Annotated in this window: 12 protein-coding genes; 4 read left to right on the top strand and 8 right to left on the bottom strand. The window is 72.7% G+C overall.

Annotation, left to right across the window (positions count from 1 at the left end):
- Window positions 1–4: 4 nt before the first annotated feature.
- The 4 genes from Plo01_RS07270 to fbaA all read right to left on the bottom strand — a co-directional run bounded on the left by Plo01_RS07270 (window position 5) and on the right by fbaA (window position 4,201).
- Window positions 5–931 (bottom strand): glycerophosphodiester phosphodiesterase family protein, encoded by a 927-nt coding sequence (locus Plo01_RS07270; protein WP_203889739.1) that lies wholly within the window; start codon window positions 929–931, stop codon window positions 5–7.
- A gap of 95 nt (window positions 932–1,026) precedes the next feature.
- Window positions 1,027–2,310 carry an adenylosuccinate synthase gene (locus Plo01_RS07265; protein WP_203889738.1) on the bottom strand — a complete coding sequence of 428 codons (1,284 nt, stop codon included), beginning with the start codon at window positions 2,308–2,310 and terminating at the stop codon, window positions 1,027–1,029.
- 198 nt (window positions 2,311–2,508) lie between these two features.
- On the bottom strand, window positions 2,509–2,925 hold the full coding sequence (locus tag Plo01_RS07260) for a DUF3151 domain-containing protein (RefSeq protein ID WP_203889737.1): 417 nt from the start codon (window positions 2,923–2,925) through the stop codon (window positions 2,509–2,511).
- 253 nt (window positions 2,926–3,178) lie between these two features.
- The gene (gene fbaA / locus Plo01_RS07255) at window positions 3,179–4,201 is read right to left on the bottom strand and encodes a class II fructose-bisphosphate aldolase (protein ID WP_203889736.1); all 1,023 of its coding nucleotides are present in this window, start codon (window positions 4,199–4,201) and stop codon (window positions 3,179–3,181) included.
- A 218-nt stretch (window positions 4,202–4,419) separates the two neighbouring features.
- Between fbaA and Plo01_RS07250 the strand changes: the two genes are divergently transcribed.
- A complete protein-coding gene (locus Plo01_RS07250; protein ID WP_203889735.1) occupies window positions 4,420–4,854 on the top strand; it encodes a hypothetical protein in 435 nt (144 codons plus the stop codon).
- A 150-nt stretch (window positions 4,855–5,004) separates the two neighbouring features.
- Here the strand turns inward: Plo01_RS07250 and pyrE are convergent, their stop codons facing one another.
- Window positions 5,005–5,541, bottom strand: coding sequence for an orotate phosphoribosyltransferase (gene pyrE, locus Plo01_RS07245; RefSeq protein WP_203889734.1), 537 nt, complete (start codon window positions 5,539–5,541; stop codon window positions 5,005–5,007).
- 166 nt (window positions 5,542–5,707) lie between these two features.
- Between pyrE and Plo01_RS07240 the strand changes: the two genes are divergently transcribed.
- On the top strand, window positions 5,708–8,341 hold the full coding sequence (locus tag Plo01_RS07240) for a sigma factor (RefSeq protein WP_203889733.1): 2,634 nt from the start codon (window positions 5,708–5,710) through the stop codon (window positions 8,339–8,341).
- Window positions 8,342–8,546: 205 nt separating this feature from the next.
- A complete protein-coding gene (locus tag Plo01_RS07235; RefSeq protein ID WP_203889732.1) occupies window positions 8,547–9,875 on the top strand; it encodes an NYN domain-containing protein in 1,329 nt (442 codons plus the stop codon).
- A gap of 32 nt (window positions 9,876–9,907) precedes the next feature.
- Here Plo01_RS07235 and Plo01_RS07230 read toward each other — a convergent pair whose 3' ends face one another.
- The gene (locus tag Plo01_RS07230; protein WP_203889731.1) at window positions 9,908–10,558 is read right to left on the bottom strand and encodes a class I SAM-dependent methyltransferase; all 651 of its coding nucleotides are present in this window, start codon (window positions 10,556–10,558) and stop codon (window positions 9,908–9,910) included.
- Between the two features lie 271 nt (window positions 10,559–10,829).
- Between Plo01_RS07230 and Plo01_RS07225 the strand changes: the two genes are divergently transcribed.
- On the top strand, window positions 10,830–12,359 hold the full coding sequence (locus Plo01_RS07225; RefSeq protein WP_203889730.1) for a serine/threonine-protein kinase: 1,530 nt from the start codon (window positions 10,830–10,832) through the stop codon (window positions 12,357–12,359).
- Between the two features lie 95 nt (window positions 12,360–12,454).
- On the opposite strand, the gene Plo01_RS07220 is transcribed toward Plo01_RS07225, so the two are convergent.
- Both Plo01_RS07220 and Plo01_RS07215 read right to left on the bottom strand, forming a co-directional pair.
- Entirely contained in the window at window positions 12,455–13,087 is a 633-nt protein-coding gene (locus Plo01_RS07220; protein ID WP_203889729.1) for a response regulator, read from the bottom strand.
- 3 nt (window positions 13,088–13,090) lie between these two features.
- Window positions 13,091–15,457 (bottom strand): ATP-binding protein (locus Plo01_RS07215; RefSeq protein WP_203889728.1); only part of this gene is annotated, 2,367 nt, incomplete at its 5' end.

Here is a 15,457-nt window from a genome sequence, read left to right as displayed (position 1 = left end):
GCCGTCAGACGCCGACGGCGCGCCGGGCGGTGATCGGGGCGGGGAGGGGCAGTCCCCGCCCCGCCCACAGCTCGCGCATCCGGTCGGGGTAGTCGGTGACGATCCCGGCCACGCCCAGGTCGAGCAGTTCCGCGGCCCTGGCGGGCTCGTTGACCGTCCACGGGGCCACCGGCAGCCCGGCCCGCTCCGCCTGCCGGGCGAACCGCTCGTCCACCATCACGTGCTCGGGCGAGACCGTGGTGCCCCCGGCCGCCGCCGCGGCGGCCGGGACGTCGCCGTCGAAGTCCGCCAGGTCCAGGCCGTCCAGCCAGACGCCGTCCAGGGTGTCCAGCTCGATCAGCGCGTAGCGCTGCGTCGCGGGGGCCAGCTCCCGCGCGATCCGCAGGACGCGCCAGTCGAAGCTGAGGATCGCCGCGCCGCCGAGCCTGCGGTGCCGGTCGAGCTCGGCGACCACCATCTCGGTGAACTCGCGCGGATCGGCGGACAGGTCCGGGCGGGTGGGGTCGGACTTGAGCTCCACGTGCAGGCGCACGCCGTCGGCGCCGTAGGCGTCCACCAGGCCCAGCACGGCCCCCAGCGTCGGCATCCGGGTGTCCGGCACGGGCATCTGGGTCGCGGCGAAGCGGTCGCCGGGATGGAGCGGGAGCCGTACGCCGCAGTCGAGGGTGCGCAGCTGCGCCAGGGTGAGCGAGCCGACCGGCCGGCCCACGTAGGGGAACAGGGGGTCGCCGCGGAAGGCCGGGCGGGTGTCGGCGCTGGTCACCTGGGACACGGTGAGATCGTGGGTGAGCACCAGGCGCCGGTCGGCCGTCATGGCGACGTCGAACTCCAGCGCGTGGACGCCCAGTTCGAGGGCGTGGGCGAGACCGGGCAGCGTGTTCTCCGGGCGGAGCCCTCGGGCTCCCCGGTGACCGTGAATCTCGGCAGGCACAGGGGGACTTTACCGACAACAGACCCGGATTCCCCGCATGCGGCGCGCCGCATGCGGGGAATGTGATCCAAGGATCGGACAGGGACCGGGCAGGATCAGATCAGCGGGCGGAGCTGGAGGGTCTCGGTGCGGCCGGGGCCGACGCCGATGGCCGAGATCGGGGCCCCGCTCATCTCCTCCAGGGCCTTGACGTAGGCCCGGGCGTTGGCGGGCAGGTCCTCGAAGGACTTGGCGCCGGAGATGTCCTCCTGCCAGCCGGGGAACTCCTCGTAGACCGGCGTGGCGTGGTGGAAGTCCGTCTGGGTCATCGGGATCTCGTCGTGACGCACGCCGTCCACCTCGTAGGCGACGCAGACCGGGATCTTCTCCAGGCCGGACAGCACGTCCAGCTTGGTGAGGAAGAAGTCGGTGACGCCGTTGATCCGGGTGGCGTAGCGGGCGATGACCGCGTCGAACCAGCCGCAGCGGCGGTTGCGGCCGGTGGTCACGCCGTACTCGCCGCCGGTGGTGCGCAGCCACTCGCCCATCTCGTCGTCGAGCTCGGTGGGGAAGGGGCCGGAGCCGACGCGCGTGGTGTACGCCTTGAGGATGCCGATCACGCGGGTGAGGCGGGTGGGCGGGATGCCCGCGCCGGTGCAGGCGCCGCCCGAGGTGGGCGAGGAGGAGGTGACGAACGGGTAGGTGCCGTGGTCGATGTCGAGCAGGTTGCCCTGCCCGCCCTCCAGCAGCACGACCTTGCCCTCGTCCAGCGCCCGGCTCAGGATCAGCGAGGTGTCGGCGATGTGCGGGCGCAGGCGCTCGGCGTAGCCGAGGTACTCCTCCAGGACCTGGGCCGGGTCGAGCCCGCGCCGGTTGTAGATCTTGGTGAGGATCTGGTTCTTCTCGCCGAGGGCGATCTCGATCTTCTTCTGCAGGATGCCCGGGTCGAGCAGGTCCTGGACCCGGATGCCCATCCGGTAGATCTTGTCGCCGTAGGCCGGGCCGATGCCCCGGCCCGTCGTGCCGATCCGCGCCTTGCCGAGGTAACGCTCGCTGACCTTGTCGATGGCCTTGTGGTGCGGCATGATCAGGTGCGCGTTGGCGGAGATCAGCAGTCGCTCGGAGGAGACCCCGCGGGCCTCCAGCCCCTCGATCTCGCTCAGCAGCACGCCGGGGTCGATGACGACGCCGTTGCCGATGACCGGGATGACGTTCGGCGAGAGCACTCCCGTGGGGAGCAGGTGCAGGGCGTACTTCTGGTCGCCGATGACGACCGTGTGGCCCGCGTTGTTGCCGCCCTGGTATCGGACGACGTAGTCAACCTGGTCGCCGAGCAGGTCGGTGGCCTTACCCTTGCCTTCATCGCCCCACTGGGCGCCGAAGAGAACGACAGCCGGCATCGTTAGTCTCCCACTGCAAAAACGAAAACCCCTGGCGCAATCGCGACAGGGGCTCTTGCGAGGAGAGAATACCCGACGAGGTCGGGAAAGGGGATCTCCCGTCACAGGACGGGAGGTTTCTCCAGGCTGCGACGGCTCTCCGGTGACCCTGTGTCAGCCGCCGGGCTCCGCCGCGGCCTCGGAGCCGGGATCCCTGTGTCAGCCGCCGAGCTCCGCCGCGGCCTCGGGGCTGGAGTCCCGCAGGAACTGCGCGCAGCGCTCCGCCTCGTCCTTCTCGCCGATCGCCAGGGCGGCCCGGGACAGCGCGAACAGGCAGCGCAGGAAGCCGCGGTTGGGCGCGTGGTCCCAGGGGATGGGACCGTGGCCCTTCCACCCGGCCCGGCGCAGCTGGTCCAGCCCCCGATGGTAGCCGGTGCGGGCGAACGCGTACGACGTCACGGCGTGCCCGGCGGCGAAGTACTCGTCCGCGAGCGCGGCCCACGCCGCGGAGTAGGAGGGAAAGCGCGCGGCGACGTCGGACGCCTTGTCGCTCTGCTCCAGCGCCTCCCTGGCCTCCGGGGTGTCCGGCAGGAGGGTGGGCGGTGGTCCGGCGAGGAGGTTCTCGTGCGATTCCATACTGAAGTCCTATCCTGTGGCCTGCGTCGAGCCAAGATCGGCCCCGGGAGTCGCCGCGGCCGGCCCCGGACGGGGCGCGGTCCCGCGCCGGTCTCCCGCCCGTCTCCCGCCGGTCCGGGCCGCGCGGGGAGGCGGCCCGGACCGGCGGGAGGGACGGCGAAGCGCGCCCGGCGGATTCGCGGCGGAGGCGGGATCCGTCCGGGCACGCCCCGGTCGAGCTTGATGCTACGTGGTGTCCTGCGCGGAACGCCGCTCAGGCGAGCTTGGTGCCCGCGGACTTCAGGTGCCGGCACGCCTCCACGATGCGGGCCGCCATGGACGTCTCGGCGGCCTTGCCGTACGAGCGGGGGTCGTAGGCCTTCTTGTTGCCGACCTCGCCGTCCACCTTGAGCACGCCGTCGTAGTTGGCGAACATGTGCGCGGCGATCGGGCGGGTGAAGGCGTACTGGGTGTCGGTGTCGATGTTCATCTTGATCACACCGTAGGAGATCGCCTCGTGGATCTCCTCCAGCAGCGAGCCGGAGCCGCCGTGGAAGACCAGGTCGAACGGCTTCTCCTTGCCGTACTTGGCGCCGACGGCCTCCTGGATCTCCTTGAGCACGCTCGGGCGGAGCTTGACGTGGCCCGGCTTGTAGACGCCGTGCACGTTGCCGAAGGTCGCGGCGAGCATGTAGCGGCCCTGGTCGCCGACGCCCACGGCCTCGGCGGTCGCGAGGGCGTCCTCGGCGGTGGTGTAGAGCTTCTCGTTGATCTCGCCGACGACGCCGTCCTCCTCACCGCCGACGACGCCGATCTCCATCTCCATGACGATCTTCGCGCGGGCGCACTTCTCCAGGAGCTCCTTGGCGATCTCCAGGTTCTCCTCCAGCGGTACGGCGGAGCCGTCCCACATGTGCGACTGGAAGAGCGGGTCCTGGCCCTTGGCCACGCGCTCCAGGGAGATGTCGATCAGCGGGCGCATGAAGCCGTCCAGCTTGTCCTTGGGACAGTGGTCGGTGTGCAGCGCGACCGTCACGGGGTATTTCGCCGCGACGATGCGGGCGTACTCCGCCAGCGCCGTCGCACCGACCACCATGTCCTTCACCGTGGCGCCGGAGAGGAACTCGGCGCCGCCGGTGGAGACCTGGATGATGCCGTCGCTCTCCGCCTCGGCGAAGCCGCGCAGCGCGGCGTTCAGAGTCTGGGACGAGGTCACGTTGATCGCCGGATAGGCGAAACCGCCCGCCTTGGCTCGGTCGAGCATCTCGGCGTAGACCTCTGGGGTGGCGATGGGCATCTGTCATCTCCCTGGAGACGTCGGCTGCGGATCGGCGGGCCCGGCGACGCGTGGCCCCCGGGCCAGTATTCCTGGTTCCTACCCGCCCGGGTAGCTCCTGCCCGGCGGATCTGCCCTCAGACGGAACGGATCTGCCCTCAGACGGAACGGATCTGCCCTCAGACGGAAAAGGCGGGGGTGGTCGTGAGACCTCCTCACCTACCGCTACCCTCCACCGTGTGGGACGCCACAGGTCTGATCCGATGGGCATCGCCCGCCTCGCGCTCGCCGTACTGGGAGCGCTGGGTCTGCTCGCCCTGATCGTGCTGGGCGCCATCTCGCTGACCGGCGGGTTCGGCGCGGAGCCCGAGGCGGGCTCCGCGACCCCGCCCGCGACCAAGCCCCTCTCCGCCCCCTCCGACTCGCCCTCGCGGGCCCCGACGGTGTTCGTCGAGTGCGTGCAGGAACGCTGCCCGACGGTCTTTCTGAAGGTCACCGGTGGGGATGTGCTGTTCGACCGGGAGATGACCCGGGGGGAGCAGGCCCAGTCCTTCGACGACAAGGTGGACGTGGTGCTGACCGACGCGTCGGCCGTCCGCGTCCGCGTCAACGGCGCCGAGCACCCTCCGGGCAAGGTCGGGGAACGGCAGGAGTTCACCGTCCCCCGCGAGTGACCTCACCGTCCCCGCGAGTGGTCTCTCTGTCCTCGCGAGTCGCCTCACCGTCCCCGGCGAGCGGACCGGCCGGGCGCCCGCCCCGGCCTCCGGGATGTTCTCGCAGGTCCCCAGGGCGCTTCCCGAGCTCCGGGGCGTTCTCGCGGGCCTCTAGGCCAGGTCGAGGTCCTCCAGGGTGTAGGCGGTCAGGTACGGCAGACCGGCCCCGTCGACGGCGGCGGCGGCCCCCCGGTCCACGATCGTGGCCACCGCCACGACCTCCGCGCCCGCCTCGCGCAGCGCCTCCACCGCCGTCAGCGGGGAGCCGCCGGTGGTGGAGGTGTCCTCCACCACCAGGACCCGGCGCCCGGCGACCTCCGGCCCCTCGATCCGGCGCTGCATGCCGTGCGCCTTCTGCGCCTTGCGGACCACGAAGGAGTCGAGCGCGCGGCCCCGGGCCGCCGACGCGTGCAGCATGGCCGCCGCGACCGGGTCGGCGCCCAGGGTCAGCCCGCCCACCGCGTCGTAGTCCAGGTCCTCGGTGAGGTCGAGCATGACCCGGCCCACCAGCGGCGCCGCCGTCCCGTCGAGGGTGATCCGGCGCAGGTCGATGTAGAAGTCCGCCTCCTTGCCGGAGGACAGCACGACCTTGCCGTGCACCACCGCCTTCTTCTTGATCTCGGTCAGCAGGCTCTCGCGATCGCTCATGCCGACAAGATTAGGGCCGCTCGGGCGGCGGGCCCGCGCCGCCCCGGGACCGGCCGGCGAGGTGCCGGCGAGGTAAAGAGCCCATCCCGGTTTAGCCCTGGCATGGAGTGCGGAATGAACCCGCGTGGCAACGCTGGGTAATCGTGAGGTCACAATGAGTATGGACATGCTCCAAGGGGACGCCGGGCTGCTCGCCGCGATCAGAGGCGGGAACGCGGCGGCCTATGTCGGCCTCTACGAGCGGCACGTGGCCGCGGCACGGGCTCTGGCCAGGCAACTCGTCCACACGCCCGCCGAGGTCGAGGACGTGGTCGCGGAGACGTTCACCAGACTCCTCGACCTGATCAGGCGGGACGGCGGCCCCCGGGAGTCCTTCCGGCCGTACCTGCTCACCGCGCTGCGCCGTACGCTCTACGAGCGCGGACGGAACGAGGGCGGGCACGGCGCCGGGACCGAGATCGAGCTCTTCGACCCCGGTGTGCCGTTCGTGGACCCCGCGCTGACCGGCCTGGAGCGCTCGCTGGTCGCCAGGGCCTTCCTCTCGCTGCCCGAGCGGTGGCAGCTGGTCCTGTGGCACACCGAGGTGGAACGGGCCTCGCCCGCCGAGATCGCGATCCTCCTCGGCCTGCCGCAGGACGCCGTGGCGGCGTTCGCCTGCCAGGCGCTGGAAGGGCTGCGCCAGGCGTGCCTGCGCGCCCACCTCGCCGGCGCGCCCCGGCACGGATGCCGTTCGGTGCTGGCGAAGATGGGCGCCTACGTCCGGGGCGGGCTGGCCAAGCGCGAGAGCCGCTCCGTCGACCGGCACGTGGCGGACTGCGCGGACTGCCGCGTCGTGTTCATGGAGCTGAACGACGTCAGCCAGGGCCTGCGCGTCATCGTCGGTCCCCTCATCGCCGGCCCCACCCTGAGCGGATATCTCACGGCGCTGGGCAGGAACGACCGCGGCGGAGGGCTCCTCGGCGGCGTGATCGGGTGGGGGCGGGAGCCCGGCAGGTGGCAGCAGATCGCCGCGACCGTCGGCGCCGCCGTCGCGCTCACCGTGGCCGTGGCCCTGGTGGTGACGGCGATGGGCGACCCGGCGCTGTTCAGCCCGGCCCACACGTCCACCCCGATACCCGCGCCGATCGTCGCGCAACCCGGCCCGGACGCCCCGTCGCCTTCGGACGTCCCGTCGCTGCCGGACGGCACGCCGTCGCCGGGCGATCCGGGGTCCTCACGGGAGGGGACGCCGGATCCCCACAGGTCCGTGGTCGTGGTCCCGCCGTTCGGCCGGCCTTCGGAGCCGGCCCCCCGTCCCGGGCCGGACTCCGCCCCCGCTCCGCGCCTGGTCGCCCGGATCGACACGCTCGGCGCGCTGGTCAGGTCCGAGCCGGGCATGGTGGCCGTACGGCTGCGCAACGCCGGCACGGACCGGAGCGGGAGGCTCGTGGCGCGCGTCATCTTCCCGGACGGGGTGACGCTGCTCCCCACGGCGGGACGGAACCGGACGATCTCCGCCGTCGGCCCCGTCGCGCTGGCCGGTCCGGTCGTGGTGACCGCCTCCGCCGATGGAAGGACGGCGACCGGCATGAGCACGGCGGCCGGTGTGAGCACGGCGGCCGGGCGGGCCTGGGCGGATGCGGGGCGTGACGGCACGGAGCCCGCCGAAGGGGGTCCCGCCAGGGCCGGGCTCGCCGACGCGCGCCCCGCCGACCCGGGGCCGGCCGGGGTGCGCAACGGACCCGTCGGCACGGTCGACGGCTGGTCCTGCCGGGCGGCGCCCGCGGGCGCGCGCTGCGTCCGGGGGCCGCTGGCGGCGGGCCGGTCCACCGCGATCTTCCTGCGGGTGCTGGTCTCGCCGGAGGCCGCCGAGGGCGGGACGTCCTCGGTCCGGATCACCGCGGGGGACACGAGGACGACGGCCACGTCGGCGGGCGGGGTGCGGGCCGCCGGGGCCCCGGCGCGCTTCGCCACCGACGGCCGGGTGACCACCGCCGCGATCGGCAACACCCTTCTGACGCGCGCGCCCACCGGCCCGAGGCGTTCCACCGGCCCGACACGCTCGGGTCCGGCGCGCTCCAGCGGCCTGACGCGCCCTCTCGACCTGGACCGGGATCCGTCGACGAAGAGTTCGAGCGCGGCGCGGCTGGTGCTGCCCAAGCGCAGCAGGATCGTCTGGGCCGGGCTCTACTGGTCGGCGAGCGCGCCGGCCTCCGGGCACGTCAAGTTCAAGGCGCCCGGAGACGAGCGCTACACCCGGGTGAGGGCCGCGCGGACGGCGGAGCGGAGGCTGCCGACCGGCCGGGCGTACCAGGCGTTCGCCGACGTGACCCGGCTGGTGCACCGGCTCAGGGGCCGCTACTGGGTGGCCGACGTCCCGGTGCGGGGCAGGGCCGCCCGGTACGCCGGATGGAGCCTCGTGGTCATCGCCGCCGATCCGCGGCGGCCGTACAGCCAGGCGGTCGTCGTCGACACCGTCACCGCGGTCGGCCGCGCGACGCCGGCGCAGGTCCCGCTCGGCGGGCTGACGAACGCCGCGCCCGCCCGGATCAGCCTGGTGACCTGGGACGGCGAGGCCGGCGTGCGGGGAGACCGCGTGACGCTGGGACGCGGCGCGCTCCGGCCGGAGGGCGGGAGCCGTGACCCGGGCGACGTCTTCGACGGCTCCGCCACGGGGGCGCTGGGCACCCGTTCGACCCCCGGGGTGGACGTCGACGACTTCCGGGCTTCCCTCGGTCGCGCCCCGGTGCTGAGAGTGAGCAGCCGCCGCGACGCCCTGCTGTTCGGAGTGGCTGCGGTGCACGTGCAGGCCCGTTCGTAATGAACGGTTTCAAGAACGGGACGAACTGGTACGGTCTGCGTAAACGCTCCGGCGGATGGTCGGGCGATGGTGGAATCGTCAGGATTCACCTTCGGACGATCAGTTGCTTGATTACCCTGAGGAAGGGCTGCCTGCCCGGTCTCTCAGGGCGTTCTCGAGCATGTCTGAGCCGTAGGGTCGGGCCGCGTAGAAAGGGCGGTGTCGCGTGGATCGCTGCGCGCTGTTCGTGGACGCTGGCTACCTTCTGGCGGACGGCGCGATGGCCGTGCACGGGACCCGTCGCCGAGAGGCGGTCGCCTGGGACTACCCGGGCCTCATCCAGCTCCTCACCGATCTGTCCAGAGAGCGCACCGGGCTGCCGGCGCTGCGCTGCTACTGGTACGAGGCGACCGTCGAGGGCCGCCACACCCCCGAGCACGACGCCCTGGCCGACATCCCCGGCCTCAAACTCCGCCTGTCCCGCATCCGCCCGGGCCGCCGCGAGGGTGTGGACGCCCAGGTCCACCGCGACCTGATGACGCTCGCCCGCAACAACGCGATCTGCGACGCCGTGGTGGTCAGCGGTGACGAGGACCTGGCCCAGGTCGTCTGCGACGCCCAGGACCTCGGCATCCGGATCACCCTGGTGCACATCGCCGCCGACGGCGGCTGGGCCGTCTCCCGCTCCCTCCGCCAGGAGTGCGACGACCTGATCGAGATGAGCGGCGGCCACCTGCGGCCGTACGTCACCCTGAACACCGGCGTCACCGAGCTCCCGGCGCTGGGCAACGGCTCCGCGGCGAACAACGGCCACCAGGCCGTGACCGGCTCCACCCCGCTGAGCGCCCCCGCCCCGCTCGGCAACGCGATCTCGTCCGGCGCCACGCCGAGCAACGGCATCACCCCCGTCGCCCCCGCCTCACCGGTCCAGACGTCCAGGTCCAGCGCCTCTCCTCCCGCGCTGCCCGCCTACCCGGGCTACTCCCAGGAGCCGTCCCCGGCCGCCCCGCCCGCTCCGCCGTCCTCGTCCGCCGCGCCCCCGGCCGCCTCCTCGGCGCCCTCCCCGCCCGCGGGTCACAGCAACCCGACCGGCCCGATGTCCACGGCCTCGCCGTACTCCTCGGCCTCCTCGGCCTCCTCGGCCTCCTCGGGCTCTTCCGGATCCTCCGCGCCGTACTCCTCGGGCGGCACCGGGGCCATGGCGAGCTACCAGCCCGTCGGCCCCTACACGGGCCCGCAGCCCGCCGGCCCCTACACCGGCCCGCAGGCGGCCCCCGTCCCGATCCAGAACGCCGCCACGGGCGGCACGACCACGCTGGCGGACGCGGTGAAGGCCGCGCACACCGAGGGCCACGACTTCGGCGAGTCCGTGGCCAAGGACGCCCCGGCCCTGTGGCTGGAGGCGGTCCTGGCCCGCAAGCCGCGCATGCCCTCCGACCTGGAGGCCCGCCTCCTGCAGGGCTCCTCCCTGCCGATCGACTTCCTCCTCCACGACGAGGTCCGCCACGCCCTGCGCCGGGGGTTCTGGGACGCCCTGGAGCAGGCCCGCCGCTGACCCGCGGCGGGCCCCGGCACACGGCCCGCCGGTTATCCGAAGGCGCGCCGTGCGGAGAAGAACGCGACGGCGCCGTCGCGATCGACGTCGATGTCGTCGAACCCGCCGGCGGAGAGCCAGGACGACAACTCCTGCGCCGTCCCCACGGTCCCGAACGCCCCGACCCGCCGGAACAGCGAGATGATCGCATCCTGGCGCAGGCCGCCCCCGCGCACGATCGAGGTTCCCCGCAACCGCCCGCCGGGCCGCAGGACGCGGCCCATCTCCGCCAGGGCCGCCGCCGGATCGGGGAAGCAGTGCAGGCCGAAGTAGCTGACGCACAGGTCGAAGGCGTCCGGGGGGTGGGGCAGCGCGGACACGTCCCCCCGCAGGAAGACGATCTCCCGTAGCCCGTTCCGCGCCGCGTTGGCCCGTGCCCGCCCCACCATCACCGGGGAGAGGTCGAGCGCCACGTAACGGTAGGGGCCCTTCTTCGGCAATCCCCGGAAGGCGATGCCCCCACCGCAGGGGACGTCGAGCACGTGCCCGCCGTCCACGAGCGTCCGCAGCTCCTCGATGCCGCGGTAGAAGCGGCGCAGATCCGCTCCCCACAGCAGCCTGCCGCCCATCGTGCCGATCCGCTCGTGCTCGACCCCGACGTCGTACACCACGGGGACCAGCCCGGCACGCCGCCAATCAGTCATACCCCAACTTCTCCCGCCTCGTGGCCCCCGTCAACGCGCCACCGCCCATCCCGTACGGCGGGCCGTGCGGGCGCGGGCCGTACGGGAGGCGGAAAGGCGGGAGCGGGCGGTCGCCGTTCTGGCCGGATGGTTCCGGATCATGGTAGGGCCGGTCGGTGGAGCGGCGGATGCGGGCACGGCGGGTGGAGAACCGCACGTGAGCCGGTGCGCCGGACAGCAGGGAGGCACTCGGCGTGGCGGAGAGACGCAGGGCTGTGGAGAGAGGCGCGCGGTGCCCGGCCCCGGCCCGCTGAGCGCGGGCGACCCGGAGCGGATCGGCGGCTACCGCCTGACCGGGGTGCTGGGCGAGGGCGGTCAGGGCGCGGTCTACCTCGCCGAGTCGCCGAGGGGCCACCGGGTGGCCGTCAAGGTGCTGCACGCCAGGATGGCGGCCGATCCCGTGGCCCGGGAGCGGTTCCTGCGGGAGGCGGAGGTCATCCGGAGGATCGCGGTGTTCTGCACCGCCAGGGTCCTCGACGCGGGCATCGTCGGTGACCGGCCCTATCTGGTCAGCGAGTACATCCCGGGGCCGTCCCTGCACGACCTGATCGCCGATGAGGGGCCACGGGCGGGGAGCGGCCTGGAACGGCTCGCGGTCACCACCCTGACGGCGCTGGAGGCGATCCACCGGGCGGGCGTCGTCCACCGCGACGTCAAGCCCAGGAATGCGATCATGGGGCCGGAGGGGCCCGTGGTCATCGACTTCGGCATCGCCCGGACGCTCGACCGCACCTCCACGAGCTCGGAACTGGTGGGCTTACCGGCCTACCTGGCGCCCGAGCAGCTCAACGGGGCGGAAGCCGGTCCGGCGTCGGACGTGTTCAGCTGGGCGGCCACCATCGTGTACGCCGCCACCGGGCACCCGGCCTTCCCCGGGAACGTCCAGGCGGCGGTGATGAACGCCGTTCTGAACCGCGAGCCCGACCTGACCGGGACGCCCGGCCGTCTGCGCCCGCTGCTGGCCGCCTGCCTGGCCAAAGACCCGGCGGCCCGGCCCGCCGTCTCCGACGTGCTCGGCGAGCTCACCCGCCGGGAGCCCGGGAGCGGGAGTGGAGCCGGTGCCGGAAGCGGGACCGGAACTGGCACCGGAAGTGGAACCGGCGTCGGCGCCGGGAGCGGGCTCCCTGCGGGCTTCCAGCGCCCGGCCGCCGAGCCCCGTCCCGTCCCGCGCCGCCTGCTGACGGCCGCGGGCTCCGTCGTCACCGCTCTCCTCCTGGTCGGCGGGGTCGTCTGGTTCCAGCAGCCGGATGTCTCCGGATCCCCTCGGTCCGGCGCTTCCGGCGCTTCCGGCGCTGCCGGCTCGTCCCGGCCGGATGTCTCCGGCGCCCCTGACCGGGCTTCCGGCGCCTCCGTCGTGTCACTCGAACACGGCGGCACGGTCTGGACGATGGCGGCGGCACGACTGGACGGCCGTCCGGTGATCGTCTCCGGTGACGAGAAGACCGTGCGGGTCTGGAACCCGACCACGGGGGAGCCGATCGGGACACCGTTCCCCGGCCATGCCGGCGGGGTCTCGTCGGTGGCGGTCGCGGAGCTGGAGGGGCGGCCGGTGGTCGTCTCCGGCGGTCACGACCGCACGGTGCGGGTCTGGGATCTGGCGACCGGGGAGCCGGTCGGCGCGCCGTTCACCGGCCACACCGGCGGAGTCGTGTCGACCGTGGGCCCTGGGCAACAAGGTCGCCCCGTGGTGGTCTCCGGCGGCGACGACCGCACCGCCCGGGTGTGGAACCCGCTCTCTCCCCGCCCGTCGCCTTCCTCCTGACCGTCGGCCGTCCTGCCCGGCGCAACGCCGTACGGCGGCGCCGGGCAGCGGCGCCATGGCGGTGGGACGGCGGGGGCGGGGAGGGGAGGAGGGCCTCAGGTGAGGGCGTCGAAGCCGGAACGGAGGTGGTTGAGGCGGTCGGCGAGATCGGAGAGGGGGCCGGTGAGGGTGGGGTCGTTGGACTTGCGGGCCAGCTCGCGGACGCGGGCGAGCTCGCTCTCGACGGCGGTGAGGCGGCGTGAGAGCTCGGGCAGCACGGCGGCCTGGTCGCCGGCCCGGCCGGGGGGGAGTTCGGCGGTCAGGCGCTCGCGGAGCATGCCGGCCTGCTCCGCCAGGCGGCGGTTCATGTTGTACAGCTCGACGAAGACCGAGACCTTGGCCCGCAGCACCCACGGGTCGAAGGGCTTGGTCAGGTAGTCGACCGCGCCGGCGGCGTAGCTGCGGAAGGCGTAGTCGGGCGCGCTGTCGACCACCGTCAGGAAGATGATCGGAATGTTCCGGGTGCGTTCGCGGCGTTTGATGTGCGACGCCGTCTCGAACCCGTCCATGCCGGGCATCCGCACGTCCAGCAGGATCAGTGCGAACTCGGTGCTGAGCAGGGCCTTCAGGGCCTCCTCACCGGACCGGGCACGGACGGGGACGAGGTCGAGGGAACTGAGGATGGCCTCGAGGGCGATCAGGTTCTCCTCGCGGTCGTCGACCAGGAGAATCTTGGCTCTGTCGGGCATCGATCACGCCCCTTCACGTGTGTCACTGGCCGCCCGGCCACGGCTGAGCCAGCCGCGCAGACGCTCCAGCAGGCGGTCGACGTCGACGGGCTTGGGCACGTAGTCGGAGGCGCCGGAGGCGATGCTCTTCTCCCGGTCGCCCTGCATGACCTTAGCGGTAAGCGCGATGATCGGCAGATCGGCGAACTGGGGCATCCGCCGGATCGCGGAGGTGGTCGCCCAGCCGTCCATCTCCGGCATCATGATGTCCATCAGGACGAGGGCGACGTCCTCGTTCCGTTCCAGCTGCTCGATGCCCTCCCGGCCGTTCTCGGCGAAGACCACCGTGGCGCCGTGCCGCTCCAGCACGCTGGTCAGCGCGAAGACGTTGCGGATGTCGTCGTCCACGATGAGGATCTTGGCGCTGTTGAGCGGATCTTCCCCCGTCCACGCCTGCCCGTCGTACTCGGGGAAGTGCGGCAGCGGCATGGGCGGCATGACCTCGGGCAGCGGGATCTCCGGCAGCTCGGGGCCCTCCTCCAGGACGCCGGTGGACACGGCCACGACGTCGCGCGGGGCGGCGTCGGCGACCGGGGGCGCCGCGCCGCCGTCGCGGGAGGCCAGCGGGCCCCCGTAGGCCGCCGGAAGGTACAGGGTGAAGGTGCTTCCCCGGCCCACGGCGCTGACCACGTGGATCTCGCCGCCGAGCAGGCGGGCGATCTCGCGGCAGATGGACAGGCCCAGGCCGGTCCCGCCGTACTTGCGGCTGGTGGTCCCGTCGGCCTGCCGGAACGCCTCGAAGATGACCTCCAGCTTGTCGGCCGCGATGCCGATGCCGGTGTCCACCACCTCGAAGGCCAGGATGTCCTCGGCGTCGCGCAGGGTCTCGTCCACGAAGGAGATGCCGGGCTGGGCGCGGAGCACGCGGAGCCGCACCTCGCCCTTGGGCGTGAACTTGATCGCGTTGGAGAGCAGGTTGCGCAGCACCTGCTGGATGCGCTGCTCGTCGGTGCGGAGCTCCTGCGGGACCGACGGGTCCACCTCGACCGTGAACGACAGGCCCTTGTCCTGGGAGAGCGGGGTGAAGGTGGTCTCGCAGTAGTCGACGAGCTTGGACAGGGGGATCTGCTGCGGGTGGATGTCCATCCGCCCGGCCTCGACCTTGGACAGGTCGAGGATGTCGTTGATCAGCTGGAGCAGCGCGGAGCCGGCGCCGTGGATGGTCCGGGCGAACTCGACCTGCTGGGGGGTGAGGTTGCCCTCGGCGTTCTCGGTCAGCAGCTTGGCCAGGACCAGCAGGCTGTTGAGCGGGGTGCGCAGCTCGTGCGACATGTTGGCGACGAACTCGGACTTGTAGCGGGAGGAGACGACCAGCTGCTCGGCGCGCTCCTCCAGCGTGCGGCGGGCCTGCTCGATCTGGAAGTTCTGGATCTCGATGGCCCGGTTCTGCTTGGCCAGCAGCGCGGCCTTGTCCTCCAGCTCGGCGTTGGAGCGGCGCAGCTCCTCCTGCTGGCGCTGGAGCTCGTCGGATCGTTCCCGCAGCTCGGTGGTGAGCCGCTGCGACTCGGTGAGGAGGTCCTCGGTCCGGGAGTTGGCGATGATCGTGTTCATGGTGACGCCGATGGTCTCGACGAGCTGGTTCAGGAAGTCGTGCTGGATCTCGCTGAAATCCTCGAACGCGGCCAGCTCCAGCACGCCGAGAACCTGGCTCTCGAACAGGATCGGCAGGACGACGATCTGCGCGGGGACCGAGGTGCTGAGGCCGGTGTCCACGGTGAGGTACTGGGCGGGGACCTTCGGCAGCAGGATCCGCCTGCCCTCGAGGGCGGCCTGGCCGACGATCCCCTGGCCGATGACGAACCGCTTGCGGGGGCTGGTGGCCGCGGTGGTGCCGTACCCGGCGATGAGGTGCAGGTCGTGGTCGCCGGTGGCGCCGGCCAGGTAGAACGCGCCGTATTGGGCGGAGACCAGCGGGGTCAGCTCGCTCATGATGAGCCGGGCGACCTCCATCAGGTCGCGGTGCCCCTGCATGAGCCGGGAGATCCGGGCCAGGTTGGACTTCAGCCAGTCTTGTTCCTGGTTGGCCGTGGTGGTGGCGCGCAGGACGGACACCATCGTGTTGATGTTGTCCTTGAGCTCGCCGATCTCACCCTCGGCGTCGATGCTGATCGAGCGGGTCAGGTCGCCCTGGGCGACGGCGGTGGTGACCCCCGCGATCGCGCGGACCTGGGTGGTGAGGCGGCCGGCCAGCTCGTTCACGCTCTCGGTGAGGCGCTTCCAGATGCCCTCCGCGCCCTCCACCCGGGCCTGGCCGCCGAGCTTGCCCTCCGAGCCGACCTCGCGGGCCACGCGGGTGACCTCCGCGGCGAAGCTGGACAGCTGGTCGACCAT

The sequence above is a fragment of the Planobispora longispora genome (genome assembly GCF_016863135.1).
GTDB lineage: Bacteria > Actinomycetota > Actinomycetes > Streptosporangiales > Streptosporangiaceae > Planobispora > Planobispora longispora.
Note: the sequence above shows the minus strand (reverse complement) of the source record. Positions and strands in the feature narration are given on the sequence as shown.